This window comes from Paenibacillus sp. GCM10027626 (assembly GCF_042676285.1).
Lineage (GTDB): Bacteria > Bacillota > Bacilli > Paenibacillales > Paenibacillaceae > Paenibacillus_Z.
Genome location: NZ_JBHTHC010000032.1, coordinates 40,604 through 67,087 on the forward strand (window position 1 = coordinate 40,604; position 26,484 = coordinate 67,087).

The following is a 26,484-nucleotide window of genomic DNA, read 5'->3' on the forward strand; positions in this document are numbered from 1 at the left end:
GCAACCTTCTCGGTGCTGAAAACCCGACTTTTTGAACACACATTAAAATGGAGGTAAGGAAGCATGAATCAAATTTTGCTTATTACAGACGGTTGCTCTAATGTCGGGATCAGTCCGGTCGTAGCAGCGGCGCAAGCATTGGCGGAAGGCATTACGGTTAATGTGGTAGGCGTGCTGGATTATGGCGAGCTGGGCGAGTTCGGAATGACGGAGATAGAGGAGATCGCTAAAGCTGGAGGCGGGCTGAGCCGGATGGCCAATACCCGGCAGTTGTCGCAAACGGTGCAAATGCTCACACGCAAAACAGTGGTGCAGACGATTCAGCAAGCGGTTCATAAGGAGCTTCAGCATGTGCTCGGCACCTCCTCGCTTGAAGCGCTGCCTCCGGATAAGCGCGGGGAAGTTGTACAAGTAATCGACGATCTTGGCGAAACTAGTCATTTGCGGGTAGCGTTATTAATAGATGGAAGTGCAAGTATGAAGCCGAAGCTGCATGCGGTAGAAGAGGCAATTCGCGATCTGGCGCTTAGCCTGCAGGCAAGGCAAGGAAAAAGTGAAATTGCCGTTTTTCATTTTCCCGGGACGGCGAGCGGCGAGGATTGCAAGCTGGATTTGGATTGGACGACCAATATTGGCGGCATGACACAATTTCTTCCGCGTTTGCGCATGCGAGGGACGACGCCTACAGGCCCTGCATTGATGCATGTCATTGATTTTTACCGGAAATCCCATTATGGTAATAGGAAGAATGATGAAACGGACGGGATGATGAGTGACTACGTCGTTTGATTGGAGTTTGCCGCGCGGCGCAATTGTTAAAGGCAAATGGAAGCATGGCAGTTATCGGGTGGAACGCTTGCTGGGTGAAGGCGCTAATGGCAAAGTGTACTTGGTAGAGAGCGCCCGCAACTGGTATGCGATGAAGATCGGTGCCGATGCCGTCGATTTGCAATCTGAAGTGAATGTACTGCAATCGATCGCGCAGCAGCGCAAAGGGGCGCGCTCCGAGTCGTACCTGATCGATGTAGACGATATGCGGGCCTCGAACGGAAAGGAATATCCCTTCTATATAATGCGCTATATTAAGGGAGCCGTTCTGTCGGACTATTTATTAAAGGAAGGTACCGACTGGTTTCCGGTTGTCGGCTGCAATTTGCTGGGGAAGCTGGCTGAGCTGCATAGTGCGGGATGGGTGTTTGGCGATGTGAAAATTGAGAATGTGCTCGTTGCCAGCTATGGCCGGGTAGAGCTGGTAGATTACGGCGGCGTAACGGCAATGGGAAAAAGCGTGCGGCAATTTACTGAAATCTATGACCGCGGCTATTGGAATGCCGGGACGCGGGTTGCCGATGCGCAGTATGATTTGTTCTCTTTTGCAGTGCTCTGCATTCAGTTGTATGAGGGGCGCCGACTGGCTCAATTGAGCGCGGCATTGCTGCCGCAAAATCGCATGCCCGAGGAACTGCTCAAGCTGGTGGCAGTTAATCCGCAATTAAAATCGTTGTCACATTGGCTGCGCAAAGCCTTGCTGGGCGAGTTCCAACATACGCGCGAAGCGGTCAATAGCTGGCGGCAATGGATGAACAGACCGGGCAACAGGCGGTCGTCAGCTCCGGCGTCGCGCTGGATTAAAGGCTTATTTGTCGCTTCGGCTGCTGCCCTGGCCACAACGATTTATTGGTTTTTGCGTACAAGTTAACAGCATGCAGAAGGATTTTTCCCGCTGCAGGCGAAAAGAAAAGGGGTACTGGTTGTGTGGGAACAGGAGATGCTGAAGGAGGTCGCAGCTTTCGCCGCCAGCGAGCAGCTTTGGCATGAGGGAGACACGATTGTCGTTGGCTTGTCAGGCGGTCCGGATTCGATGGCGCTGCTGGATATGCTGTACCGTCTTGCTCCAGAGCAGCGATTGACCATCGTGGCCGCACATCTGGATCATGGCTTTCGCGGAGAGGAGTCGAAGCGGGAAGCTGAGGCAGTGCAGGCATGGACTGCGTCAATAGGTGTGCCGTGTGAGGCTGCTTATATTGATGTCCCGGCCTTTATAGAAGAAACCCGAATGAATTTGCAAGCGGCTGCGCGCGAGAAGCGGTACGATTTCCTTTGGAAAACGGCAATCAAGTACAATGCTTCCCGGATTGCACTTGCCCATCACGCCGATGACCAGGCCGAGACGGTACTTATGCGGATCATTCGCGGAACGAGCATAAGCGGGCTCGGGGGCATACCGCTGAGGCGCAAAGAAACGCGTTTTGAAAAAAATGTGGAACTAATAAGGCCGCTGCTTCGTATGAACAAAGATAGCCTGCTCAGCTATTGCCAAGAGCGCGGATTAAGCTACAATGTAGACAGCAGCAATGAAAAACGCGATTATTTGCGCAACGAGCTGCGTCTTGACGTTTTACCCATGCTTACGCAGTATAACCCGCAGCTGTCGGGATCGCTCAATCGATTGGCGGAGCTGGCATCAACCGAGGATAGCTGGATGGAGGCCGAGACAGAGCGTATCTATGCGAGCATGGTCAAGCATGTGTCGAATGGATGGCAAATCGGCTGTAAGCAGCTAAATGGCCTGCATGTAGCTTTACAAAGGAGAATGATTAAACTAATATTAAAACATATGGGAATAGAAGCGGAAACCGCCACCTTTGACGGGGTTGAGACCATTCGGGCAGCAGTGGCTGACGGAGCGGCGACAACCTGGAGCGCCGATGTGGGGAATGGGATCCGATGTTTAAGGGAATACGATACGATGCGCTTTCTGCATGCAGGCGCTTCAGACGGGGCCGATGCAGACAAGTCTGGCAGTTATGCGTATTCTGTGGAGGAGGAGGCCCGATCGCTTGCAGTTCCGGAAGCGGCTGCCGTATTGATGTTTAGCCGTGAGCAGTATCATGGTATTGATCATCCATCCAGCCGGCTCGAAGCGGTATTTGACGCCGATCAGCTAAGTTTCCCGCTGACTGTGCGCAACCGCCGCCCTGGAGATCGTATGAGGGTACTAGGTTTAAACGGTGCCAAAAAAGTGCAAGATATGTTCGTTGATGACCGGATTGCTCCGTCGAGGCGGGAGCGGCTGCCGCTGCTGGCCGATGCAGACGGAACGATTTTGTGGATTCCAGGGGTGAGGCGCTCAGCAAGCGCACTGATCTCTAATCGTACTGTTCGGGTGCTTCGCATCCGGGCCCAATTTATTGAGGAATAACATCATGACTTGAATAAGTCGCACTCATCTGTTCATAAGTATAGGTGAGAAGAAACGGCTGACGCCGTCCTTGGCGCGAGGCAAGTTTCTTCCCCTGAAATTTTATAGAAATTATCGAGTAAAACTTATAAATTCTATAAAATCAAGAAGAGACAGCTGGCGCGGTCCTTGGGGCGCAACAAGTTTCTTCCCTTAGAAATATAAGCTAGGTATAAGGTAAAACTTATACTTTCTTATATTTTAAAAAAAGTGGGAGGTCCCAGCATTGCTGAATGACATTCAGGAAATATTGTATGACAACAACCAGATTCAGCAGAAAGTAAAAGAGCTTGGCGAACAGATCAGCCGGGAATTTGAAGGGCGGAATCCGCTCGTCATTTGCGTGCTTAAAGGCGCATTTATTTTTATGTCTGATTTGGTCAAAACGATTACGATTCCGCTGGAAATTGACTTTATGGCGGTATCCAGCTACGGTCAGTCGACCAAAACATCGGGTGTCGTCAAAATTATTAAAGATCTTGATACGCCGGTACAGGGCCGGGACATCATTATTGTGGAAGATATTATCGATAGCGGCCTGACATTAAGCTATTTGATCGATGTGCTCGAGCGGCGCAGCGCCAAATCGGTTACGCTTGTTACGCTTTTTGACAAGCCTGCCGGACGCAAGGTGGAGCTGGAAGCAGATTACAAAGGATTCGTCCTGCCTGACGCCTTTGTCGTCGGCTATGGCCTTGATTATGCGGAGAAATACCGCAATTTGCCGCTTATTGGCGTGCTGAAGCCTGAAGTGTATTCTTGATCGTCCTGTATAACAACATAGAACGATGCGATTCACTGTACAAGAACCTTCTCCATAAGGTTTGTAGTAGGGAATCATGCTATGGTAAAATATTTAAAGCGTCTTGAGAGGAGGTAGGGGATGAATCGGATCATCCGTAACACCGGATTTTATTTGATCATTTTTTTAGTGACCGTCGGGATCTTCCAATTTATCAGCAGCCAAAATGATACCACCGTCGAAATTCGATACGATCAGCTGAAGCAGGCCGTTAACGACAATAACATCAAAGAGCTGAATTATCAATTTGACGGCTACTCCTACTTGGTCACTGGTGAATATAAAACGAAGCCCGCAGAGATGAGCTCGGCGAAATTCTACACACATACCAATGTGGAAGAATTCGTCATCAGGGATATCTTTGAAGTTGCTGAAAAGAACAAAGTCGAACTTACCAACAAGCCAATGAAAGGCGAAAGTTTCTGGCTGACGTTTCTGACGTCAATCATTCCTTTCGTAATTATATTCATCCTGTTCTTCTTCCTGATTAATCAGGCACAGGGCGGCGGCGGCAAAGTGATGAACTTTGGCAAAAGCCGTGCGCGGCTGTACAATGAGGAGAAGAAGCGCGTCACATTTGAAGATGTGGCGGGAGCCGATGAGGAGAAACAGGAACTTGTGGAAGTGGTCGAGTTCTTGAAGGACCCGCGCAAGTTTGCTGCTGTTGGTGCACGTATCCCGAAAGGGGTTCTGCTCAATGGTCCTCCGGGAACAGGTAAGACACTCCTTGCACGGGCAGTTGCAGGGGAAGCGGGTGTGCCGTTCTTCAGCATCTCCGGTTCTGACTTTGTAGAGATGTTTGTCGGCGTCGGCGCATCACGTGTCCGCGACCTGTTCGAAAATGCGAAGAAGAATGCGCCATGTATTATTTTTATTGACGAGATTGACGCTGTAGGCCGTCAGCGCGGCGCCGGACTCGGCGGTGGGCATGACGAGCGCGAGCAGACACTTAACCAATTGCTCGTAGAGATGGACGGATTCGGGGCTAACGAGGGCATCATCATCGTAGCTGCGACGAACCGCCCTGATATTCTTGACCCGGCGCTGCTGCGTCCGGGACGGTTTGACCGGCAAATTACCGTTGACCGTCCGGATGTAAAAGGACGCGAAGCTGTTCTTAATGTTCATGCGCGCAACAAACCGCTGAACAAAGACGTTAAGCTGGATGTTATTGCGAAGCGCACGACTGGCTTTACCGGTGCAGACCTGGAGAACCTGCTGAACGAAGCAGCGCTTCTTGCAGCTCGCCGCAACAAGAAAGACATCGCCATGGTCGAGGTTGACGAGGCGATTGACCGCGTTATCGTCGGTACGGAAAAAAGAAGCCGCGTCATCAGCGACCGCGAGAAACGGATCGTGGCTTACCACGAAGCCGGACACACCATTATTGGCTACTTCCTTGAGCATGCCGATATGGTGCACAAAGTTACCATTATTCCTCGCGGACGTGCAGGCGGTTATGTCATTATGCTGCCGAAGGAAGATCGGATGCTTACTACAAAGCAGGAATTGCTGGATAAGGTTACCGGATTGCTTGGCGGGCGTGTAGCCGAGGAGCTGTTCATTGGCGAAATCGGCACCGGCGCATATAGCGACTTTAAATCGGCTACCGGCATTGTACGCAGCATGATCATGGAATACGGGATGAGCGACAAGCTCGGGCCGATGCAATTCGGAAGCTCGCAGGGCCAAGTATTCCTTGGACGCGACATTGGCCACGAACAGAACTATTCCGACGCAATCGCTTATGAGATTGATCAGGAAATGCAAAGCATCATCAATGATTGTTACACAAAAGCTAAGCAGTTGCTGACCGAGAAATCGAAGGAAGTTCATTTGATTGCTCAAACCTTGCTGAAAGAAGAGACACTGGAGATTGAGCAAATCAAGCGCCTGATCGATACGGGATCGCTGGACGGCGATGGATCGGAAGGCAATGAGCAAGTAACGGATGAGCCGACTACAGAGCCAATCGTTGATACGCTTGGCGGAGTAAAGGTCCGCATTCAGACACGCGAGCCTGGCGAAACGACAGTAGATCCGGACAACGGTCCAGATGATCAGGGATCTAATAAAGGCTAATCAAGGCGGGAAGCGATACAGCCTGTAAAAGGGCAAATTGGTCCATCTTGAGCGCTCTGCACCCTCATGCTATCCTTTGCTTGGATGCATGGGGGTTTTTCTTTATTCATCTATGTTGACAGTTGTACGACGCCCGTGTAAATTTATTCTTAATTAAATGAATTTATTGTGAATGGTCACACTAATGACAACTCGTCGATTAGTTTGTGCATCTGTTCACAAAGTAGGCTACCAAGTAAACAAGAGGAGAGGACATCCATGGAAGCATTGGCATTGGAACGCAAAGCGGAACAGCAGCGCGAATTGCGTGAACGCCTGATGCAATTGAAGAAAGAACGTAATGCCATCATACTTGCTCACTACTATCAGCGTGATGAAATACAGGAGGTTGCGGATTTCCGCGGCGATTCGTTTTTGCTGGCTCAGAAAGCAGCGCAGACCGATGCGGAGGTGATCGTTTTCTGCGGCGTTCACTTTATGGGTGAAAGTGCGAAAATATTGGCGCCCAACAAAACGGTCCTTATTCCGGATGAGCGCGCGGGCTGCCCGATGGCTGACATGGTCAATGTTGACGGTCTCCGCAAATTGAAAGATCAGCATCCGAATGCCAAAGTTGTCACTTACATTAACTCATCAGCCGAAGTAAAATCGGAGACAGATATTTGTTGTACATCTGCCAATGCAGTGCGGGTTGTCAACTCTGTAGATGCAGATGAAATTATTTGGGTTCCTGATAAAAATCTGGGACACTACGTACAGCAGCAGACGGACAAGAAAATGATCATCTGGGAAGGCTATTGCAACACGCATGACATGCTGACTGTCAAGGACGTAGAAGAAATGAAAGCCAAGTATCCGAACGCGGAGTTTGTGGTGCATCCGGAATGCCGCCCTGAAGTCGTGGCGCTTGGCGATTTTGTAGGCAGTACGACGGCAATTATTAAATATTGCAAAGAGTCGGAACGCAAAGAATTTATCGTTGGTACAGAGGATGGAACGGGCTATCAGCTGCGTATGGACAGCCCGGATAAAACTTTCCATTTTGCAACCAAATACCTCGTTTGTCCGAACATGAAGGTGAACAACCTGAAAAAGCTTGTGAAATGTTTGGAAACGATGCAGCCGCAAATTTATGTTCCAGAGCATGTCGCCGCTAAAGCGCGTCTATCCTTGGAGCGCATGTTACAAGTGAAGTAACATGCGCTACTCTCTTTCCAGAGAAAGGAAAGGTTAATCCGATGGTTCCTCGTTATTTAATAGATGTAGCAATTGACGAACTGCCCGTCATTGAAAAGGATGTAATTATCATAGGGGCCGGCATTGCCGGCCTTTTTACCGCATTAAAAGCAAGTTCCTCCAATGATGTACTAATGATTACCAAAAAATCGCTGATGGACAGCAATACGCGCTATGCTCAAGGGGGAATAGCAGCCGTTATTTCCGAAGATGATTCACCGGCTTATCATCGGCAGGATACGTTAGTTGCCGGCGCAGGCTTATGCTTGCCTGAGGCAGTAGATGTACTTGTGCACGAAGGGCCAAAAGGCGTGCGGGATTTAATTAAAATGGGTACGCAGTTTGATGTGGAGAATGGTACCTTTGCTTTGACCAAGGAAGGCGCTCACAGTCAGCGGCGGATTTTGCATGCCAACGGCGATGCCACTGGTTTTGAAATCGTCCGGGCATTATCGGAGAAAGCGGTAGCGGATCCGAAAATTGAAGTGTGGGATGACCATTTTGTGATTGATCTTGTCACTGAGGCCGGAGAATGCTGCGGCGCGATTGTGCAAAAGCCGGACGGCCAGCGGTTATTTGTTCGGGGAAAAGCGACGGTTCTTTGTTCAGGCGGAACAGGGCAATTATACCGCTATACGACCAATCCCGATGTAGCTACTGGCGATGGCATTGCAATGGCATACCGCGCAGGCGCATACATTCATGACATGGAATTTGTTCAGTTTCATCCGACTTCGCTTTGTTACCCGGGAGCGCCGCGGTTTTTAATTTCGGAAGCTGTGCGCGGCGAAGGGGCATATCTTCGCAATATTAAAGGCGAGCGCTTCATGGAACGGTATCATGAGCTGCTCGAGCTTGCTCCTCGCGATGTAGTGGCGCGTGCGATCGTTTCTGAAATGGAAGAGACGAAATCGACATTCGTCTATTTGGATATTACGCATGAGTCGCCTGAGATGATCAAGCATCGTTTCCCTAATATTTACGAGTTTTGCTTGCAATATGGGCTCGATCTGACGACAGACTGGATTCCTGTTGCGCCAGCTGCGCATTATATGATGGGCGGGGTCAAAACCGACCTTAACGGAGAAACGAGCATCGCCCGATTATTCGCATGCGGCGAATGCTCGTCTACGGGCGTGCATGGCGCGAACCGCCTAGCCAGCAACTCGCTCTCGGAGGCCATTGTGTTCGGCCGCCGCATTGTAGGCCGCATCAACTCTCTCGATCGTTGTCAGGTTACGCCGACAGCCAGCCAGGCGGATCATATGCCTGCACGCCAGAATACACCGATGCAAGCAGTCGTTGAGAAGCGGCTGAAGCTGCAAAAAATAATGGTCCGCTACGTGGGTTTGCGGCGTGACGGCAAGGGGCTGGAAAAAGGGCTGGAGGAGCTTCAGCGCCATTTGCCTATTTTTCAATCGGTGCTGCGGTTAAGAGAGGAATTTGAATTTGCCAATTTATTAACCTGTGCATTGTTGACGACGAAGGCGGCCCAGACGCGTACAGAAAGCCGCGGCGCGCATGCGCGTGAGGATTTCCCTGAACGGGATGACGTTAATTGGCAAAAACATACGGTATTGCACCGGGAATTTGGTGTGACAGAGGAGCGGATTGCAAATGGGGAATTATGATACGGAGCTGAGTGCAATTGTAGCTGGCGGGGGCGAGCTTGCGCTGCGGGAGCAAATAAAAAGCTGGCTGGCCGAGGATATCGGCACCGGCGATATTTCCAGCTGGGCAACGATTCCGGCCGAAAGCCGGTCCAAAGCCGTTATTCATGTTAAGGAAGACGGTATTGTTGCCGGTCTGCCTGTCGCACGTCTTGTATTTCAAATTGTCGATCCGACGATTGCGTTTTCGGCCCAAATAGCAGATGGCGCCGCTGTCACCAAGGGGACGGTATTGGCAGAAGCGGAAGGACGCACGCACAGCTTGCTTACGGGCGAACGGCTGGCACTCAATTTGCTGCAGCGTTTGTCAGGCATCGCTACCAAGACGAGGCAATTTGTTGCTGCTCTGGAAGGTTTGCCGGTTCGTTTGACTGACACGCGCAAAACGACGCCCGGCCATCGCCTGCTGGAGAAGTATGCGGTACGTGTAGGCGGGGGCTTCAACCATCGTCTTGGCCTGTATGATGCGGTCATGATTAAAGATAATCATATTAAAGGTGCGGGCGGCATTACACAAGCGGCTGCTGCCGCTCGGGCGAAAATACCTCATACGATGAAAATTGAGGTGGAGACAGAAACGCTGGAGCAGGTGGACGAAGCGCTTGCTTGCGGCGCGGATATTATCATGCTCGACAATATGGGCCATGAGCAGATGAGACAGGCCTCCCAGCGTATTAAATCGCAATCTCCGCATGTTATTGTGGAAGCGTCCGGAGGTGTGAGACTGGAGACGATTCGCGGCATTGCAGCGTGCGGAGTTGATGTTATTTCTGTTGGCGGACTCACCTATTCCTTCCAGTCCCTTGACATCAGTCTGGATTTGAATGAGAAAAAGGGAGGACCGTCAGTGTGATTTTAGTTGTAGACGTAGGCAATACGAATATCGTGCTTGGCATTTACAAAAAACAGACCTTGCTGCATCATTGGCGGCTAAGCACCAACCGATCGGGAACGGTCGATGAATATGGCGTGATGATCCACAATTTGTTCCATATTGCCGGGGTAAAGCTGCAGCAGATCGAAGGGGTTATTATTTCCTCCGTCGTTCCGCCGCTTATGCGGACATTGGAGCAGCTGTGCCGCCAGTATTTGCACCATACTCCGCTAATTGTCGGGCCTGGCGTCAAAACCGGACTCAACATTCGCTATGAGAACCCGCGCGAAGTGGGCGCTGACCGCATCGTAAATGCCGTTGCCGGGGTCGAGAAATACGGGGCGCCGCTGATCATCGTCGATTTTGGTACGGCGACTACGTTTGATTTCATCGATGAGAACGGCAATTATTTGGGTGGAGCGATTGTTCCGGGGATCGGCATTTCCACAGAGGCGCTGTATCAACGGGCAGCGAAGCTGCCGCGCATAGAGCTGGTCAAGCCCAAAAGCGTAGTCGGCCGCAATCCGATCACTTCGATGCAAGCCGGGATTATTTTTGGCTATGCGGGACAAGTGGACGGGATCGTCGGCAGAATCCGGCGCGAGTTCAATGTAAACCCCAAGGTGATCGCGACAGGCGGTTTGGCGGAATTGATTGCAAGCGAATCGGAAACAATTGATCTGGTAGATCCGCTAATTACACTTGAAGGGCTGCGCCTGATTTATGAGCGCAATCAGGAATAAGGAGGGATTAAGTTGGAAAAGGATATTTTAGTGCGCGGCATGGCCTGGGGCGGGAAAATTCGGGTGTTTGCCGTTCGGACAACCCGTCTCGTCGAGGAACTCAGACAGCGGCACAATATGCATCCGACAGCGACAGCGGCGCTTGGGCGTACAGCTACTGCAGGAGCGATTATGGGCGCGATGCTGAAGGGAAAAGAAAAACTGACGATCCAGGTAAAGGGCGACGGGCCGCTCGGCCAGATTGTCGTTGATGCCAATGCCGATGGCGAAGTGCGAGGCTATGTCGAGCATCCGGACGTTCACTTGGCGAGCAATGCTCAAGGCAAGCTTGATGTAGCGGGTGCTGTCGGCCGCAATGGTTATATACACGTCACTAAGGACATCGGCATGAAAGAGCCTTACCGGGGAAGTATTCCGATTATTTCCGGCGAGCTGGCAGAAGATTTTACTTACTACTTTGCGACTTCGGAGCAGACGCCTTCTGTCGTCGGCCTGGGCGTGCTGGTGGATCGCGACGGCTCTTTACTGCATGCCGGCGGTTTTGTCGTCCAATTAATGCCTGGCGTTACGGACGAGGAGATTACGCGGCTGGAGCAGGCTGTCGCCGCAATGCCGCCAGTAACGGCTTTGCTTGACCAAGGGGAAACGCCAGACGAAATATTGCGTTTTCTTGTAGGCGATGACGTCAGTCTGATGGACACGCTTGACATTAAATTTCAATGTCAATGCTCCGCTGACCGTGTCGAAAGAACGCTGATCAGCTTGGGTGCTGACGACTTGCAACAGATCATTGAAGAAGACGGGCAAGCGGAAATTGTATGTCATTTCTGCAACGAAGCTTATACGTTCAACCGCCCGCAATTGGAACAGCTGCTGGCGCAAGCAAAATCCAAGATGGTGCAGTAATCGTATGAAGAAGGATCGGGTATTAAAAGGCGCTGTGACGCTTCAGGCCATATGTTTCATTGTACTGACTGTTGTTGTCGTAACTAGGGTGCTAACTCCTTCTGATCCTTCAATCGCTTCGGAGGGAGAAGTGGACAACGGCGGAGATAGCAGCAATGCATCTGCTGGCATTGCCGCCGTTATCGGCGGCGAAGTCATTACAAAAGGGGCTTTTCAACGCGAGCTCGAGCTCCAATATGGAGAGACGGTCCTGCGTACAATGCTAGTTCGTACTGCAATTCAGCTGGAGGCGGACGCGTATGAACTCGCGGTGTCGCCAGAGGAGCTGCAGTCCGAACTGGACCGAATGATAGCCGGTTATGAAAGTGAGGAGCAATTTTATGCCGTGATGCAATCGCAGCTTGGCATGTCGCCTGACGCCGTTCGGGAAGAGGCGGCATATCGCCTGCTGCTGGAGAAAATTGCTACGCGGACGGTAGAAGTTTCGGATGAAGAGATAGATGCCTATATAGATGAAAACAAAAGCTTGTTCGAACCCCATGTCCATTATCGGCTGGCATGGATCGTCGTTTCGGACAAGCAGGAGGCGGCAGAGGTTCTGGATAAGCTCGCTGCCGGCGAAAGCTTTGAACATCTGGCACAGACACGCTCGCTCGACAAAGATACAGCCGAATCTGGCGGAGATCTCGGCATGATCGATTCGGACGATCCATTTATAGATCATGAAGTTTTGCAGGCGGCTGGTGCGATGAAAGCAGGCGATAACGTTGGTCCGATTGCAGTCGAACAAGGCCAGGCGATTATTCATCTTGCGGATAGGCATGAAGATCGCCCGATAGATGATGCAGAGAAGCGCGGCTCGGCCCGCAAACAGGTTGCACTGTCCAAAGCGATGTCGCTGCAAGAGGTTGAGGAGCAGCTGCTGAAGAAGTATGACGCTCAGGTTGTGGCAGCAGCCTCCTAACCATATCCGGCGTGCAGCTTGCAAGTAGCCGCGCCTTCGCTTCGGCATCAGGAAAGCAGGTTTTATATAAAAGAGGCTATTGACAATGGTTTACATACATTGATAAAATGTATTTAAAACCAACTGAATTAGTCGGATTAGGGAGGCTTACTTTTCATGGCCAAAGTCGTACAGAATGTAACTGAACTTATCGGTGATACACCTCTTGTTCGTTTGAATCGTTTAGTGCCGGAAGATAGTGCCGAAATTTATGTAAAGCTTGAATATCAAAACCCTGGTGCCAGCGTTAAGGATCGGATTGCCATCAGCATGGTAGAGGTTGCGGAGCAGGAAGGCGTTCTGAAGCCTGGCGACACCATTATCGAGCCGACTAGCGGCAACACCGGTATTGGTCTTGCGATGGTAGCTGCTGCCAAAGGTTATAAAGCTATTCTTGTTATGCCTGAAACAATGAGTATTGAGCGGCGCAATTTGCTGCGCGCTTATGGCGCAGATCTTGTACTTACTCCAGGGGCTGAAGGCATGAACGGCGCAGTCCGCCGCGCAGAAGAGCTTCTGAAGGAAAATCCGAGTTATTTTATGCCTCAGCAATTTAAAAATCAGGCGAATGTTAAAGTCCACCGTGAAATGACTGGTCCGGAAATCGTCGAGGCCATTGAGTCGCTGGATGGTAAATTGGATGCTTTTGTTGCTGGTATTGGCACAGGCGGTACAATTAGCGGTACGGGCGAAGTGCTGAAGAAGCATTTTCCGGATATTAAAATTGTTGCCGTTGAGCCGGCCGCTTCCCCGCTGCTGTCAGGCGGCAAGCCGGGACCTCACAAAATTCAAGGGATCGGCGCCAACTTTGTACCGGACATTTTGAATCGAGAAATATATGACCAAGTAATTGCAATTGAGAATGACGATGCTTTCGAGACTGCTCGCCGCGTTGCTAAAGAAGAGGGCATTTTGTGTGGCATTTCTTCCGGCGCAGCGATATTCGCCGCTCTGAAGGTTGCCAAGGAGCTTGGCAAAGGCAAGCGGGTTGTAGCGATTGTTCCTTCGAATGGCGAGCGCTATTTGTCCACACCGTTGTTCAATTTTGAGAATTAATGAACAGCTAATTAATGGGATTTAAGGGACTCACTTCATTTTGAAGGAGTCCTCTTTTCTTTTTTCCTATGATCCGGTATACTAGCTTGAACAAATTATTATGGCTTAAGGTTGTATGGCCAATAATCGGCTTCTACTAATTAGGCGAATGGGGCTGGGACCATGATTTTAGTAATTGATAATTATGATTCTTTTACGTATAACTTGGTGCAATATTTGGGCGAGCTGGGCGAGCAGGTAGTCGTGAAGCGCAATGACGAGATTGATCTGGAGGGGATCAGCGAGCTGGCTCCCGATCATATCCTGATCTCCCCAGGACCTTGCAGCCCGAACGAGGCTGGTATCAGTCTTGCTGTAATTGAGCGGTTTAAAGGAGAAATACCGATGCTGGGGGTCTGTCTCGGCCACCAATCGATCGGGCAAGCCTTTGGCGGCGAGGTTGTGCGCGCAGACAAGCTGATGCACGGCAAAACATCGGAAATTATTCATGATGGGAAAACGATCTTTGCCGGCATTCCGTCGCCGTATACCGCGACGCGTTATCATTCTCTTATTGTGAAGCGCGAGACGCTGCCGGATTGTCTGGAAATAAGCGCAGAGACAGCAGAAGGCGAAATTATGGGCTTGCGTCATAAACAATATCCAATCGAGGGTGTGCAATTTCATCCGGAATCGATTATTACGGAAAACGGTCTGACCTTGCTGCGTAATTTTTTGGCAATGCGGATCGGCGCGGCGAAATGAACTATATCGGCTGGAACGGATCAGTGGTGAAAGCGGAGGAAGCCGTGGTCTCGGTCTTTGATCACGGCTTTTTGTATGGCATGGGTTTATTCGAAACCTTTCGTACGTATGGCGGCCGGCCTTATTTGCTGGAGCGGCATTTAAAGCGGCTCGGCGACGGGTGTCGTCAGCTGGGAATTATCTATCCGGCTGAGGACCAGTCCAATATCGAACGGTTAAAAGAATGGATTGCGCAGTTAATGACGGCCAACGAGCTTGAAGAGGCTTATATCAGGCTGACAATTACCGCGGGAGAAGCGGGCCTTGGCCTGCCGGCAGCGGATTACGAAGCGCCCAATGAGGTGCTGCTTGCCAAGCCGCTCCCATCCGCCGATCCTATGCTATACCAAACCGGAAAGCAGCTGGCTCTATTAAATACAAGGCGCAACACACCAGAAGGAGAAGTGCGCTTAAAATCTCTTCATTATATGAATAATTTGCTAGCAAAGCGGGAATTGCTGCAAAGTGGAGCTGCGCCTGGAGCAGAAGGGCTGATGCTGACCGGAGAGGGCTGGCTGGCAGAAGGAATTGTGAGCAATTTATTTTTTGCCCGAAGTGGCGTGATTTATACACCTGCGATTCAAACGGGAATATTGCCGGGCATTACGCGGGAGCGAGTGATAGAGCTGGCGCGCTCAGAGCAGCGTTTCGCAGTCGAGGAAGGGTTGTACACTTGGGATGATTTGCTGCTTGCCGATGAGGTATGGCTGACTACCTCGATTCAAGAGCTGGTGCCGGTCACATCGCTCCGCCATCAGGATGGCACCGTGACTGAGATCGGGGCAGGGGGTGCCGGGGCCATTACTTTATGCCTTTTGGAGGCTTACCGTCAGGATCATCTTTAAAGGAGGAGCGGATAATGTTGCCGGTACAGCGAAAGTACGAAATGCGCAGTGGAGTTACATTGACGCTGGGACAAAGAACGCTGATCATGGGTATTTTGAATGCGACGCCTGATAGTTTCTCAGATGGTGGACAATTCAATACGATGGAGACAGCTGTCGCGCATGCGCGCGAAATGGCTGCCGCTGGAGCGGATATGATTGATATTGGCGGCGAATCTACCCGTCCTGGTCATGAGCCCGTCTCCGCCCAGGAGGAAATAGACCGGGTAGTGCCGATTATTGCGGCCGTGCGGCAGACGCTGCCGCATATGGCGATCTCGATAGATACGTATAAGGCTGCTACTGCGCGGGCTGCGCTGGAAGCGGGCGCTGACATCATTAACGATGTATGGGGCTGCAAGGCAGATCCGTTAATGGCCGAAGTAGCCGGAGAATATGGCTGTCCGGTCATTTTAAACCATAACCGGGCTGATAGCCATTATCGCGACCTGATGCCGGAACTTATTGCGGATCTCCAGCAAAGCATTGCAATTGCCAAGTCGGGCGGTGTAGAGGATAATCAGATCTGGCTGGATCCAGGGATTGGCTTCGCTAAGACGAGGGAACACAATCTTTATGTCATGGGGCATTTGGATGAGATTGCCGCCCTTGGGTATCCTGTTTTGCTAGGCACCTCGCGCAAGCGATTTATTCGCGAGACATTGCAGGTGCCGGTCGAAGAGGCGATTTTTGGCACAGCGGCTACGGTAACACTTGGTATTGCCCAAGGCTGTCAAATTGTACGGGTTCATGATGTACTTGCGATGAAGCGCAATGCGCTGATGGCAGATGCCATTATATACGGTACTCGGAGATAGCGGCGTTAGGCTTTGAAGAGAGGGGGAGAACGGCTATGGACAAAATTCGTATGCAGGGAATGCGGTTTTACGGTTATCATGGCGTTTATCCGGAGGAAAATAAGTTAGGCCAGCAGTACAAGGTAGATGTCGAATTACATCTCGATCTGTCGAAAGCGGCTGCCGAGGACGACCTGACGGCAACAGTCAATTATGCAGAAGCGTATACTGTAATTAAGCAGATTGTGGAAGGGCCGCCGTTCCAACTGATTGAGGCATTGGCTGGCAGCATTGCATCGCGGCTGCTCGACATTTATACTAGTGTCAATGAAGTTACGGTGCGTGTGACGAAGCCTAATCCGCCATTTGAGGTATACTTTGATGGCGTAGTCGTGGAACTCAGCAGAAAGCGGGACGTGTAGGCGATGAGCGACAATAATCGTATACTGGCATATATTGCCCTTGGTTCTAATATTGGCGATCGTCCGGCGTTGCTGTCCGAGGCTTTACAGCGTCTGGAGGCACATCCCGAAATTGAGGTGCTTCAAGCCTCCTCGATATATGAGACCGATCCGGTCGGTTATGAGAATCAGCCGCCCTTTTTAAATATGGCGGCCAAACTCTCCACGAAGCTCGCGCCGCTCGGTTTATTGCGGGTAATGCAGGGCATTGAGCTTGAGCTTGGACGTGTGCGGGATATCCGCTTTGGACCGCGCACACTTGATTTGGATTTCCTGCTTTGCGAAGATATACAGATGAATGAAGATGAACTGATTTTGCCTCATCCACGTATGATGGAACGGGCTTTTGTACTTGTGCCGCTGAATGATGTACTTGAAGCAGGGCATCCGCTTGAAGATCAAATCAGGCGTGCGGCGGAACAGGCATTACAGGGAGGGGAAGGCATTACGTTATGGAGTACCAGCAATTGGCAAGCCGTGTCCGGGCCTTCAGGAAGCTGAAAGGCTACACGCAGCAGCAGTTGGCAGAGAAGCTTGAAATATCAGTAGCTGTTCTAGGTTCGCTGGAGCGCGGAACGCGAAAGCCTGATCCAAAGCTGCTAGAGCGGATTTCCAATACATTGGGCATTAGTTATGAAGAGCTGACCGAAACGGCTGCTGTACGTCACTAGGTTTCAACAGATTGCATAGAAAGGAGTGAGAAGGTCATGCTTAAAATTGGAAACATCGAAATGAAAAACAATGTTGTGCTTGCGCCGATGGCGGGGGTATGCAACCCGGCGTTCCGTCTGATCGCCAAGGAGTTCGGCTGCGGGCTGGTATGCGCGGAAATGGTCAGCGACAAAGCGATTCTGCATGGCAATAAACGAACATTGGAGATGCTGTTTGTCGATGAGCGGGAAAAGCCGCTTAGTCTGCAAATTTTTGGCGGCGACCGGGAGTCTCTTGTCGAGGCGGCCAAAGTTGTCGATAAACAGACGAATGCCGACATTATTGACATCAATATGGGCTGCCCTGTGCCTAAAGTGACAAAATGTGACGCTGGCGCACGGTGGCTGCTTGATCCGAACAAAATTTATGAGATGGTGTCGGCTGTTGTCGATGTTGTCGATAAGCCGGTTACAGTCAAAATGCGGATCGGCTGGGACAGTGAGCATATCTATGCTGTAGAAAATGCCCAAGCAGTCGAACGGGCAGGCGGAAGTGCTGTCAGTGTACATGGCCGCACGCGGGAGCAGCTTTATACGGGAAAAGCGAATTGGGATATTATCAGAGATGTTAAAGAAGCTGTCTCGATCCCTGTAATCGGCAACGGCGATGTAGTGACGCCTGAGGATGCCCAGCGTATGCTTGAGCATACCGGCTGCGATGGCGTTATGATCGGCCGCGGCGCCCTGGGCAATCCGTGGATGCTGTATCGCACCGTTCATTATTTGACGACAGGCGAGCTGCTTGCTGATCCGACGCCTCGTGAAAAGATGGAGGTCGCTATTGTGCATATGGACCGGCTGGCCAAATTAAAAGGCGAAGCGGTCGCAGTACGCGAAATGCGCAAGCATCTGGCTTGGTACTTGAAAGGTCTTCCGGGAGCAGCGCGAGTTAAAGACGCGATTATGGAAGAAACAAGCCGTGACAATATGGTTCATATTTTGGAGCAATATATTGTCTCCTTGAGTGAGGACGGGGTTCAATCCGGCTCTAAAACGGCCGAACTGAAGGTAACGACAGTGTAGCGATTGAGGCTGTCGATTTCGTGTGGACCACGATTTTTGGCGCAGAAGCGGGCAACTGTGAGACAAGCGGACACACGATCCGTTATTTGGTGGAAAGCGGCTCATTCGGGGGGTTCGCGGACATACGATCCGTTATTCATGGATTTTACCGGGTTTTTGGGGCGATTTGAGGCCAATAACGGAACCACGGTCCGCGGACCAGTCGTTTGGGCACATTTGTTCACAGATAACGGATCTACGGTCCGCTCATGCCCGCTTCGCCCGCGCTTACAGATGTCCACAATTAATCGACAGCCTAGCAATGCAAGCCGCCGGCATCATTGCCGGCGGCCAATCGGATATTGCGCAAAAATGCGAAAAAATTGCGGCTGTACTGGCACAGCGCACTGATTCCAGATAAAGCGTTTTCAAATTTCACAGCGCCGTCGTTGACATTTAGGGCGAAAGTGCAATATAATCTTTCAATAATCGGAATTGATGGATATACCGTCGACTTGGTACTAACATAATTGAACCGGCCCCCTGCACGGTGTCATCAAAATATTCAAGCACAATAAATTAAGTAGTGATGCATTCATAATGTGGGGATGAAAAATATGTCACGACAGGAGAATCGGTAAGATGAGTGATAAAGAGATTATTCTGACGCAGGACGGACTTAAGAAGCTGGAAGAGGAATTGGAAAATTTGAAGTCTGTTAAGCGTCGCGAAGTAGCCGAGCGGATTAAAGTGGCAATCGGCTACGGCGATATTAGCGAGAACTCGGAATATGAGGACGCCAAGAACGAGCAAGCCTTTATCGAGGGACGCATTATTACATTGGAAAAGATGCTGCGCAATGCGCGGATCATCAATAATGATGAAATCGACATTGACACCGTGAGCATTGGATCGACCGTTGTGGTAGAGGATCTGGAATTTGGCGATACGATGGAATATGCGATTGTCGGCACTGCTGAGTCCGATCCGCTGAAAAATAAAATTTCGAATGAAAGCCCTGTTGGCAAAGCAATCTTGGGTAAGAAGAAGGGTGCTGTCGTTGAGGTCAACGTTCCGGCCGGCGTCATTCAATATAAAATCGTCGATATTAAAAAGTAGTGCCTGAGTCCATGAAAAAAGCTTCCACCCGGAAGCTTTTTTCAGAAAATAGCCCAGAAGAGCGTCATTGGTTAGCAATGAAGTGTTGTGTACTTCTGGCAAAGCAGAAATTTTTAGGAGTTGAATGTTGTGGAGCATCAGACGCAGGAAACGCAAGAACAAGAACTAAGCGAGCTGTTACAAATCCGGAGAAATAAACTGGACGAGCTGCGGAAACTCGGAATTGATCCGTTCGGCGGCAAATTCGAGCGCACCCATCAAGCAAAGGAAGTGCTGGACGCTTATCAGGAGGCGTCTAAGGAAGAACTGGCAGAGCAAGCCGTAACAGTTAGCCTGGCAGGCCGGATTATGCAGAAGCGCGGCATGGGTAAAGCGTCATTTGCCCATATTCAGGATTTGAGCGGCAAAATTCAAATTTATGCACGCAAGGACACGGTGCCGGAGGCGCAGTATGAAGCTTTTGATATGCTGGATATCGGCGATATCATCGGCGTTGGCGGTACTGTCTTCAAGACGAACACGGGAGAAACCTCGATCAAAGCCGAAGAGATCGTTGTACTGTCCAAATCGTTGCTGCCGCTGCCGGAAAAATATCACGGCTTGAAGGATGTAGAGCTTCGCTATCGCCAACGCTATGTAGATTTAATTGTCAATCCGGAAGTGCAGCAGTCGTTTATTTTACGTTCGCGCATTATTCAATCCATGCGCCGTTACCTGGATGCACGCGGCTATCTGGAAGTGGAAACTCCGACGCTGCATGCCATCGCTGGCGGAGCGGCCGCGCGGCCGTTCATTACGCATCATAATGCGCTGGATATGCAGCTGTATATGCGAATTGCGATTGAGCTGCACTTGAAGCGGCTTATCGTAGGCGGCATGGAGAAGGTATATGAGATTGGCCGCGTATACCGCAATGAAGGCATCTCCACTCGCCACAATCCCGAATTTACGATGATCGAGCTTTATGAGGCCTATGCGGATTACAAGGATATTATGGCCCTGACGGAATCGTTGATCGCACACATCGCGCAAGAGGTGCTGGGCACGACGAAGATCACGTACCAAGGGCAGGAAGTAGATCTTGCACCGCCTTGGCGCCGGGTATCGATGGTTGACTTGGTCAAAGAAGCGACAGGCGTGGACTTCTCTGTTCAGATGACGGATGAAGAAGCGCATGCGCTCGCCAAGCAGCACAATGTGAAAGTTGAGCCGCATATGACGTTCGGGCATATTCTGAACGCATTTTTCGAAGAGTTTGTTGAGCATACTTTAATTCAGCCAACCTTCGTTACCGGGCATCCGGTTGCAATCTCGCCGCTTGCCAAGAAGAATGAGCAGGATCCGCGCTTTACCGATCGTTTCGAGCTGTTCATCGTGGCCCGTGAGCATGCTAATGCTTTCACAGAGCTGAATGACCCGATCGACCAGCGGGAGCGGTTTGAGTCTCAGCTTGTCGAACGTGAGCAAGGCAATGATGAAGCGCATGAGATGGATGAGGATTTCATTCGTGCACTGGAATATGGCATGCCGCCAACGGGCGGGCTGGGAATCGGCGTAGACCGACTGGTTATGCTGCTGACAGATGCGCCGTCTATCCGCGACGTGCTGCTGTTTCCGCATATGCGCGAGCGAGCAGGAGAATAAAAATACGACTACCGCCAGAGCGATCTACAGCAGATGCAGCCTGGCGGTTTTTTTTATTTTATAGCGTTTAGGAAGAAAACTTGTCTCGCGCCAAGGACTGCGTCAGCCGTTACTTCTTGTTGAATTTTATCCCTCCTTAATAGAATTTGAACCCTGCCGAAAGCAAAAGTAACCCATGTATAATTAAAATACTATGAATGCAAACATTGCAAAAATAGGAGGTCGCCCATGAACAGGAACACGGCAATCTTGCTGGCTGCACTTCTCTTAGTCGTTACAACAGCATTATCCGCTTGCAGTGAAAGCGGAAACAACAAGAGGGTCGATTCGAAATATGCGGGTGACAGTGAAGCAGCAGAAGACGGGCTGGAGGCAGAGCCCTTTACAATGACGATAAGACATACGCAGGTTGGCGAGTCCAAAAAATTTCGGCTGGCGCTCCTTAAGGATGTGATCAGGCAGACCGAAGCTGATGTGCCAGGGTTACAGATTGATTTTGATCCGGTGGAGGATAATGCGAACCGCTTTACAAAGCTGCCGGCCGAGATGACAGCAGGCAATCCTCCGCAAATATTCGATCTTTTCGGCGGCATGGCCGATGCCGTGAAATATGCTAAGGCAGGGAGATTGCTCGACTTGACGCCCATTATCGAAGAACTGGGCTTAAAGGACAGCTTTATTGATCTATCCCAATATACAGTTGATGGCAGAGTGTACGGATTGCCGATCGGAACCAGCCAGGAGGGTTTCTTCTATAACAAAAAGCTGTTTGCCGAGCTGGGGCTTCGTGTCCCGGCGACGATGGAAGAGCTGGAGCATATCATGGAACAGCTGAAGCAGGAAAATATTGTACCGATTGCAATGGCTTCCAAGGCGACCTGGGTTCCGGTCATGCTGCTCAACACGATGATGGCGCGTTATGCTGGAGAACATATAATGCCGGGCTTTATGGCTGGAACGGTCAAATGGAACAGTCCGGAAATTGTAGCGGCTTGGGAGAAGTATAACGAGTGGCAAGCCAAAGAATATTTTACGAAAGGCGAGCTTGGATACGAATATATAGAGATGAGGAATCAATTGCTTACAGGAAAAGCGGGCATGATGTTTGACGGCTCATGGGCATCGTCGGTCTTTACAGATCCGCAGCAGGCCGGCGATATGATCGGCAGCATCGGATATTTCGCTATGCCAAGCGTCCCTGGAGGCAAGGGGGATCAGACGGCGGTTAATGCGAATTTGAGCAACGGCTACGGGTTTTCCTCCAATCTTAACGAGCAGGAATTAAAGGCCGTAAAGGCATTTATTCAAAATATGTACAATGTCGACATGCAAATCCGCGGCTTGAAGGAGGATAATGTACTGCCTTCTTTTAAGATCGACCAAGATTTGAAAAGTCTGGTGGAAGCGCCCTTGCTAAAGGAAGTGCTGGATGTACAGGCCAAAGCCGGGGAGGTGTTTCCGGTATTTGATGCTTTTGTACAATCCGAAGTGAACAAAGAGGTCGAGCTGGGCCTGGCGCAAATCATTGCCGGAAAAGGAAAGGCCGATCCTGTCAAAATATTGAATAGAATTCAAGCCGTCCAAGATAAAGCTAATCGCAAATAAACGGCATACTGCTCTCCAGAGATACTATCCGACAACGTATCGAGGGATTGACAACTGGCGGCGCTTTAAGGACAGCGAAAGGCGGGGAAAGTGGTATGAATTTGCGGTTCAAGCTGTTTGGTGCCTTTTTTTTGCTTATTATTGTGCCGCTCTTTCTGATCGGTGTATCCGCTTATATGTTTATATCCGATACGCTCGAGCAAAAATACAGGCAGCAGTCCGAGCTGACATTGAAGGCGCTTAGCCAAACCGTCAACTTTATGTTTCAAGAGATGAACAAGGTAACGGACAACACTGTAGCTACTTTTGCATTGCAGCAATTGCTTCAACAAAACCGTTATCTTCACGACGATTTGAATGAAATCAATTATTTGCAGCTTAATGAAATCCAGCGCAATTTTCGCGATTTATTAATTAATCATCCGTCAGTCAGCTATTCATTGCTGTATCGGCTTGATGCAGACCGAGCAGTACCGATTTACTATAAGGATAGCTTTCCCAATTTGCCCTTCGCCGAGTTTAAGCAATTAAAAATATACGAAGAGGTGGTGAACATGAAGGGGCTGCCCAAATGGATCGGCCCCTATGAGTATCCTCAGCTGACAGGCACGGAGCAATCATTTACTCAAATACGCATGGTCAAGGATATTAATACACTGGAAGATAAAGGCGTGCTGCTCGTACAAATTAAAAGCTCGGCATTAGAGGCCATCTTCCGCACCTTCTTATATAACCGGGAAAAGCATGATACGCGCTTTTTCATTGTAAATGATGCGGGGACGGTAATGTTTGACAGTCTGGGCACGGATAATGGGAAGACGCTGGAGGAGCTGGCAGACGAAACTGCGGATGAAATGAAATATGCCAGCAGCCGCCGCATATTCCACGGGCAGGAAAGCATGATTTCGTCGATCGGGCTGGGTCAAAGCAATTGGCGTCTCGTGTCAGTGGCCTCATGGGATTCTTTATCGGGCGAGGTGACGCAGTACATTCGCTGGATTGTACTCTTGGTAGCGGCCAGTACATTGTTTGCGCTGCTGTTCAATCTGTTTTTTGTTAACCGGATCGTTAAATCGATTATTCGCATTGTTCGCCAAATGCGCCGGGTAGAAGGCGGGGATTTGAATGTTCGTGTGCCCGAGCAAGGCCAGGACGAGCTGTTTTTGCTGACACGCGGCTTTAACCGGCAGGTGGAAAAGGTGGGCGAGCTGCTGGAGCAGGTGAAGCGGGAGCGGGATCAAAAGAACCGGGCAGAGCTGCGTGTGCTGCAAGCGCAAATCAAGCCGCATTTTTTGTTTAATACACTGGAATCGATTAATGCACTTGCTGTGCAAAATAAAGGGCAAATGATAAGCCATCTTGTACGGCGTCTTGGCAATATTTTGCGCATAAGCATTCAAGACCGGGAAGAAATCTGCATTCGGGAGGAAATCGAGCATTTGCACAGCTATCTGTTTATTCAAAAAAGCAGGTTCGGTGAATTGTTCGATTATCAAATCGATGTACCGCATAGTCTAATGGAGAAAAGTATACCGAAATTAACGCTGCAGCCGCTCGTGGAAAACAGCATTCAGCATGGGTTCGAGGATATTGAATTTAAAGGCCAGATTAAGATATCAGCCGAGGAAGTGGGCAATGATATCGTCTTTTGGATAGAGGATAACGGAATGGGAATCGCACAGGAGCGTTTGGCTACCTTTCAGTATATGTACGCTGAAGATCAAGTTATTCTTGAGACGCCCGCGGTCGGAGAGCGCAGAGGCCTGGGGATTCGCAGCGTAGCTGACCGGATCCGGATTCAATACGGAAAAGCTTACGGGCTGATCATTTGTTCGGCGGAAGACAGCGGTACCTGCATCAAATGCACGATACCGAATTATAGATTGGAGTGATGAACGTGAAACTTAGGGCGATGCTGGTTGACGATGAACCGATAATTTTGCAAAACTTACAGACCGTTGTTCCATGGGAGTCACTTGAGATAGAAGTAGCTGCAGTAGCAACCAACGGACAAAAAGCGCTCGAAATCGCGGAGCAGATTCGCCCGGATCTCATTTTATCCGATATTCGTATGCCCAAAATGGACGGGATCGATTTTTTGCGCCAGCTGCGGGAGTTGGATATTGAATGCGAGGTCGTTATGCTCACGGGCTACGGCGAGTTTGAATATGCGCGTTCTGTTATGCGGCATGGTGTCCGCAATTATTTGTTAAAGCCGATCGATTATGAGGAGCTGCAGCGCGTGGTAGCGCAAACGGCGGCAGAAATCAGGCAGCGCAAGTCGCTTAATCATGCAGAGCGGCGGACGAAGGACACGGCGTTGAATCTTGCCTATGAGAAAATGCTGACCGAAGCATTGGTCGGTACTTTTGACCCTGCAGTCCAGGCCATGCTTGCAGCCGACGGCATGGACGTTGCGGATGCTTCATTTCACTTTTGGCTGGCGGATATAGACAGCTTTGCGAATGGAAGCGTGGTGCTGAGTAAGGCTGAGCGGAAGGTGTGGAATTTTGCAGTCCGCAATGTGATGGAGGAAACTTTGCGCGAAAACGCCCGCTCATTTATTTTGCTGCAGCTGCGCGAAGGGGAGTACTGCATCTTTATCGCCGATCCGGACGGGGAGGAGGGATGGACTCGGCAAGTGTCTGCACAGGTGCAGCATTCGATCCGCCAGTATACGAAGCAGCAAGTCAGCATTGCGTATCAGCTGAACCGGGTGAGCCTGGATGAGCTTCATGAAACGTACCGTAATTTGCAGCTCACTTTGCGAATGACGCCTGACCGGCAGCAGACGCTGGTGGCAGCGGAAACGCCCGAGACGAAAGATTGTTTAAATGTATCCATGTGGAAGGATATGGAGGAGGTCGTCTCAGCGCTGAAGCGAATGAAGCGCGATGAGCTCGAGGAAGCGTGGGGCGGACTTGGCAGGCGAATAAACGAACTGGCGGAGCAGTCACAACTTCGCGCCGTCCGTATGCTCTCTTATTTGAATTTGTATGTTATTCGCGAGCTGGAAGATATGAAACTGCTGGATGATGCGGAAAAGCAGAACCTGTGGGCGCGAATGGAAACGGAACGGACGCTGGAGGAATTGCTGGAGGATATTCGGCTGCTGCTGAGCAAATGTCTGGAAGCCTCGCTGAAGCGCAAGCCGGGCGATGTATTGATGCTGCGCGCCAAGGAATATATTGAGCGTCATATTGCCGACGATATAGGCATTGATGAATTGGCTGAGGTGTTAGGCATAAGCTCCAGCTATTTCAGCTTGCTGTTCAAGCAGCATTTTGGCGTAACGTTTGTCGAGCATATAACGAGGCAGCGAATAGAGCTGGCACAATCGTTGCTGGCTTTTAGCGATAACAGTGTCGCAAATATCGGCAAGCAGGTCGGATATCAAGAACGCCGCTACTTTACAAAGGTATTCCAAAAGTACGTAGGCTTAACGCCGTCTGAGTACCGGGAATCACGTTTGAGCTGAACAGATGCGGAATATAAGACGAAAAGAGTCAATTTCATCATACCTGCGGTTACTGTAATTAACAGCACGGACTAGAACAAAACGCGATTATTTCTATTATGAAATTGGCTCGAATCGTCTTGTAAATTCGCTGGATAAAAAACTTTTAAAAAAAGACTTGCAATAGTAGGCGGAAGCATGTTATATTATTTAAGTCGCCGCTGAGAGCAACGGCAACAAAGCAAATAAAAGATTTGTTCCTTGAAAACTGAACAATGAGCGAAACTGTCAAATCGCAAGAAAACAAGTAATGAGCTAACAAGCTTATTCATGAATAGAAGTTTTCGGACTTCAACTTTTATGGAGAGTTTGATCCTGGCTCAGGACGAACGCTGGCGGCGTGCCTAAT

The 26,484-nt window shown here is 50.2% G+C and carries 24 protein-coding genes; all 24 read left to right on the top strand.

Annotated elements, in window-relative coordinates; genetic code table 11:
• The first annotated feature begins 63 nt into the window (after positions 1 to 63).
• On the top strand, positions 64 to 789 hold the full coding sequence (locus ACFQ0N_RS35090; protein WP_379334770.1) for a vWA domain-containing protein: 726 nt from the start codon (positions 64 to 66) through the stop codon (positions 787 to 789).
• The gene (locus ACFQ0N_RS35095; protein WP_379334771.1) at positions 773 to 1,699 is read left to right on the top strand and encodes a protein kinase domain-containing protein; all 927 of its coding nucleotides are present in this window, start codon (positions 773 to 775) and stop codon (positions 1,697 to 1,699) included. Before ACFQ0N_RS35090 ends, ACFQ0N_RS35095 begins: the two co-directional genes overlap by 17 nt.
• Before the next feature lie 54 nt (positions 1,700 to 1,753).
• Entirely contained in the window at positions 1,754 to 3,202 is a 1,449-nt protein-coding gene (gene tilS / locus ACFQ0N_RS35100) for a tRNA lysidine(34) synthetase TilS (protein ID WP_379334772.1), read from the top strand.
• A 265-nt stretch (positions 3,203 to 3,467) separates the two neighbouring features.
• On the top strand, positions 3,468 to 4,004 hold the full coding sequence (gene hpt / locus ACFQ0N_RS35105; RefSeq protein ID WP_379334773.1) for a hypoxanthine phosphoribosyltransferase: 537 nt from the start codon (positions 3,468 to 3,470) through the stop codon (positions 4,002 to 4,004).
• A 120-nt stretch (positions 4,005 to 4,124) separates the two neighbouring features.
• A complete protein-coding gene (gene ftsH, locus ACFQ0N_RS35110) occupies positions 4,125 to 6,125 on the top strand; it encodes an ATP-dependent zinc metalloprotease FtsH (protein ID WP_379334774.1) in 2,001 nt (666 codons plus the stop codon).
• Between the two features lie 258 nt (positions 6,126 to 6,383).
• Positions 6,384 to 7,322 carry a quinolinate synthase NadA gene (gene nadA, locus ACFQ0N_RS35115; RefSeq protein WP_379334775.1) on the top strand — a complete coding sequence of 313 codons (939 nt, stop codon included), beginning with the start codon at positions 6,384 to 6,386 and terminating at the stop codon, positions 7,320 to 7,322.
• Positions 7,323 to 7,363: 41 nt separating this feature from the next.
• Positions 7,364 to 8,992 (top strand): L-aspartate oxidase, encoded by a 1,629-nt coding sequence (locus ACFQ0N_RS35120; RefSeq protein WP_379334776.1) that lies wholly within the window; start codon positions 7,364 to 7,366, stop codon positions 8,990 to 8,992.
• Positions 8,979 to 9,884: a carboxylating nicotinate-nucleotide diphosphorylase gene (gene nadC, locus ACFQ0N_RS35125; RefSeq protein WP_379334777.1), complete on the top strand. Its 906-nt coding sequence runs from the start codon at positions 8,979 to 8,981 to the stop codon at positions 9,882 to 9,884. The genes ACFQ0N_RS35120 and nadC overlap by 14 nt, the downstream gene beginning before the upstream one ends.
• Positions 9,881 to 10,648, top strand: a complete 768-nt coding sequence (locus ACFQ0N_RS35130; RefSeq protein WP_379334778.1) for a type III pantothenate kinase — start codon at positions 9,881 to 9,883, stop codon at positions 10,646 to 10,648. Before nadC ends, ACFQ0N_RS35130 begins: the two co-directional genes overlap by 4 nt.
• Positions 10,649 to 10,660: 12 nt before the next feature.
• On the top strand, positions 10,661 to 11,554 hold the full coding sequence (gene hslO, locus ACFQ0N_RS35135; protein ID WP_379334779.1) for an Hsp33 family molecular chaperone HslO: 894 nt from the start codon (positions 10,661 to 10,663) through the stop codon (positions 11,552 to 11,554).
• Between the two features lie 4 nt (positions 11,555 to 11,558).
• The gene (locus ACFQ0N_RS35140; protein WP_379334780.1) at positions 11,559 to 12,518 is read left to right on the top strand and encodes a peptidyl-prolyl cis-trans isomerase; all 960 of its coding nucleotides are present in this window, start codon (positions 11,559 to 11,561) and stop codon (positions 12,516 to 12,518) included.
• Between the two features lie 156 nt (positions 12,519 to 12,674).
• A complete protein-coding gene (gene cysK / locus ACFQ0N_RS35145) occupies positions 12,675 to 13,613 on the top strand; it encodes a cysteine synthase A (protein ID WP_379334781.1) in 939 nt (312 codons plus the stop codon).
• A 162-nt stretch (positions 13,614 to 13,775) separates the two neighbouring features.
• Positions 13,776 to 14,357: an aminodeoxychorismate/anthranilate synthase component II gene (pabA, locus tag ACFQ0N_RS35150; protein ID WP_379334782.1), complete on the top strand. Its 582-nt coding sequence runs from the start codon at positions 13,776 to 13,778 to the stop codon at positions 14,355 to 14,357.
• The gene (locus ACFQ0N_RS35155) at positions 14,354 to 15,241 is read left to right on the top strand and encodes an aminotransferase class IV (RefSeq protein ID WP_379334783.1); all 888 of its coding nucleotides are present in this window, start codon (positions 14,354 to 14,356) and stop codon (positions 15,239 to 15,241) included. The genes pabA and ACFQ0N_RS35155 overlap by 4 nt, the downstream gene beginning before the upstream one ends.
• Before the next feature lie 14 nt (positions 15,242 to 15,255).
• Entirely contained in the window at positions 15,256 to 16,098 is an 843-nt protein-coding gene (gene folP, locus ACFQ0N_RS35160) for a dihydropteroate synthase (RefSeq protein WP_379334784.1), read from the top strand.
• 35 nt (positions 16,099 to 16,133) lie between these two features.
• Positions 16,134 to 16,499 (top strand): dihydroneopterin aldolase, encoded by a 366-nt coding sequence (gene folB / locus ACFQ0N_RS35165; protein WP_379334785.1) that lies wholly within the window; start codon positions 16,134 to 16,136, stop codon positions 16,497 to 16,499.
• A gap of 3 nt (positions 16,500 to 16,502) precedes the next feature.
• Positions 16,503 to 17,039 (top strand): 2-amino-4-hydroxy-6-hydroxymethyldihydropteridine diphosphokinase, encoded by a 537-nt coding sequence (gene folK, locus ACFQ0N_RS35170; RefSeq protein ID WP_379334786.1) that lies wholly within the window; start codon positions 16,503 to 16,505, stop codon positions 17,037 to 17,039.
• Positions 16,991 to 17,209 (top strand): helix-turn-helix domain-containing protein, encoded by a 219-nt coding sequence (locus tag ACFQ0N_RS35175; protein WP_379334787.1) that lies wholly within the window; start codon positions 16,991 to 16,993, stop codon positions 17,207 to 17,209. The genes folK and ACFQ0N_RS35175 overlap by 49 nt, the downstream gene beginning before the upstream one ends.
• Before the next feature lie 36 nt (positions 17,210 to 17,245).
• A complete protein-coding gene (gene dusB / locus ACFQ0N_RS35180) occupies positions 17,246 to 18,271 on the top strand; it encodes a tRNA dihydrouridine synthase DusB (RefSeq protein ID WP_379334788.1) in 1,026 nt (341 codons plus the stop codon).
• Between the two features lie 621 nt (positions 18,272 to 18,892).
• Positions 18,893 to 19,369, top strand: coding sequence for a transcription elongation factor GreA (greA, locus tag ACFQ0N_RS35185; protein WP_379334789.1), 477 nt, complete (start codon positions 18,893 to 18,895; stop codon positions 19,367 to 19,369).
• A gap of 129 nt (positions 19,370 to 19,498) precedes the next feature.
• A complete protein-coding gene (lysS, locus tag ACFQ0N_RS35190) occupies positions 19,499 to 21,013 on the top strand; it encodes a lysine--tRNA ligase (RefSeq protein WP_379334790.1) in 1,515 nt (504 codons plus the stop codon).
• Between the two features lie 228 nt (positions 21,014 to 21,241).
• On the top strand, positions 21,242 to 22,618 hold the full coding sequence (locus ACFQ0N_RS35195; protein WP_379334791.1) for an ABC transporter substrate-binding protein: 1,377 nt from the start codon (positions 21,242 to 21,244) through the stop codon (positions 22,616 to 22,618).
• 95 nt (positions 22,619 to 22,713) lie between these two features.
• Positions 22,714 to 24,510 (top strand): cache domain-containing sensor histidine kinase, encoded by a 1,797-nt coding sequence (locus ACFQ0N_RS35200; RefSeq protein WP_379334792.1) that lies wholly within the window; start codon positions 22,714 to 22,716, stop codon positions 24,508 to 24,510.
• A gap of 5 nt (positions 24,511 to 24,515) precedes the next feature.
• Positions 24,516 to 26,096 (top strand): response regulator transcription factor, encoded by a 1,581-nt coding sequence (locus ACFQ0N_RS35205; protein WP_379334793.1) that lies wholly within the window; start codon positions 24,516 to 24,518, stop codon positions 26,094 to 26,096.
• The last annotated feature ends 388 nt before the right edge of the window (positions 26,097 to 26,484 follow it).

Bases quoted from the DNA above. Each gene is read 5' to 3' on its own strand.
- ACFQ0N_RS35090 (WP_379334770.1), top strand. From the start codon at position 64: ATGAATCAAATTTTGCTTATTACAGACGGTTGCTCTAATGTCGGGATC.
- ftsH (WP_379334774.1), top strand. From the start codon at position 4,125: ATGAATCGGATCATCCGTAACACCGGATTTTATTTGATCATTTTTTTA.
- nadA (WP_379334775.1), top strand. From the start codon at position 6,384: ATGGAAGCATTGGCATTGGAACGCAAAGCGGAACAGCAGCGCGAATTG.
- ACFQ0N_RS35120 (WP_379334776.1), top strand. From the start codon at position 7,364: ATGGTTCCTCGTTATTTAATAGATGTAGCAATTGACGAACTGCCCGTC.
- nadC (WP_379334777.1), top strand. From the start codon at position 8,979: ATGGGGAATTATGATACGGAGCTGAGTGCAATTGTAGCTGGCGGGGGC.
- ACFQ0N_RS35140 (WP_379334780.1), top strand. From the start codon at position 11,559: ATGAAGAAGGATCGGGTATTAAAAGGCGCTGTGACGCTTCAGGCCATA.
- cysK (WP_379334781.1), top strand. From the start codon at position 12,675: ATGGCCAAAGTCGTACAGAATGTAACTGAACTTATCGGTGATACACCT.
- pabA (WP_379334782.1), top strand. From the start codon at position 13,776: ATGATTTTAGTAATTGATAATTATGATTCTTTTACGTATAACTTGGTG.
- ACFQ0N_RS35155 (WP_379334783.1), top strand. From the start codon at position 14,354: ATGAACTATATCGGCTGGAACGGATCAGTGGTGAAAGCGGAGGAAGCC.
- folP (WP_379334784.1), top strand. From the start codon at position 15,256: ATGTTGCCGGTACAGCGAAAGTACGAAATGCGCAGTGGAGTTACATTG.
- folB (WP_379334785.1), top strand. From the start codon at position 16,134: ATGGACAAAATTCGTATGCAGGGAATGCGGTTTTACGGTTATCATGGC.
- folK (WP_379334786.1), top strand. From the start codon at position 16,503: ATGAGCGACAATAATCGTATACTGGCATATATTGCCCTTGGTTCTAAT.
- ACFQ0N_RS35175 (WP_379334787.1), top strand. From the start codon at position 16,991: ATGGAGTACCAGCAATTGGCAAGCCGTGTCCGGGCCTTCAGGAAGCTG.
- dusB (WP_379334788.1), top strand. From the start codon at position 17,246: ATGCTTAAAATTGGAAACATCGAAATGAAAAACAATGTTGTGCTTGCG.
- greA (WP_379334789.1), top strand. From the start codon at position 18,893: ATGAGTGATAAAGAGATTATTCTGACGCAGGACGGACTTAAGAAGCTG.
- ACFQ0N_RS35195 (WP_379334791.1), top strand. From the start codon at position 21,242: ATGAACAGGAACACGGCAATCTTGCTGGCTGCACTTCTCTTAGTCGTT.
- ACFQ0N_RS35200 (WP_379334792.1), top strand. From the start codon at position 22,714: ATGAATTTGCGGTTCAAGCTGTTTGGTGCCTTTTTTTTGCTTATTATT.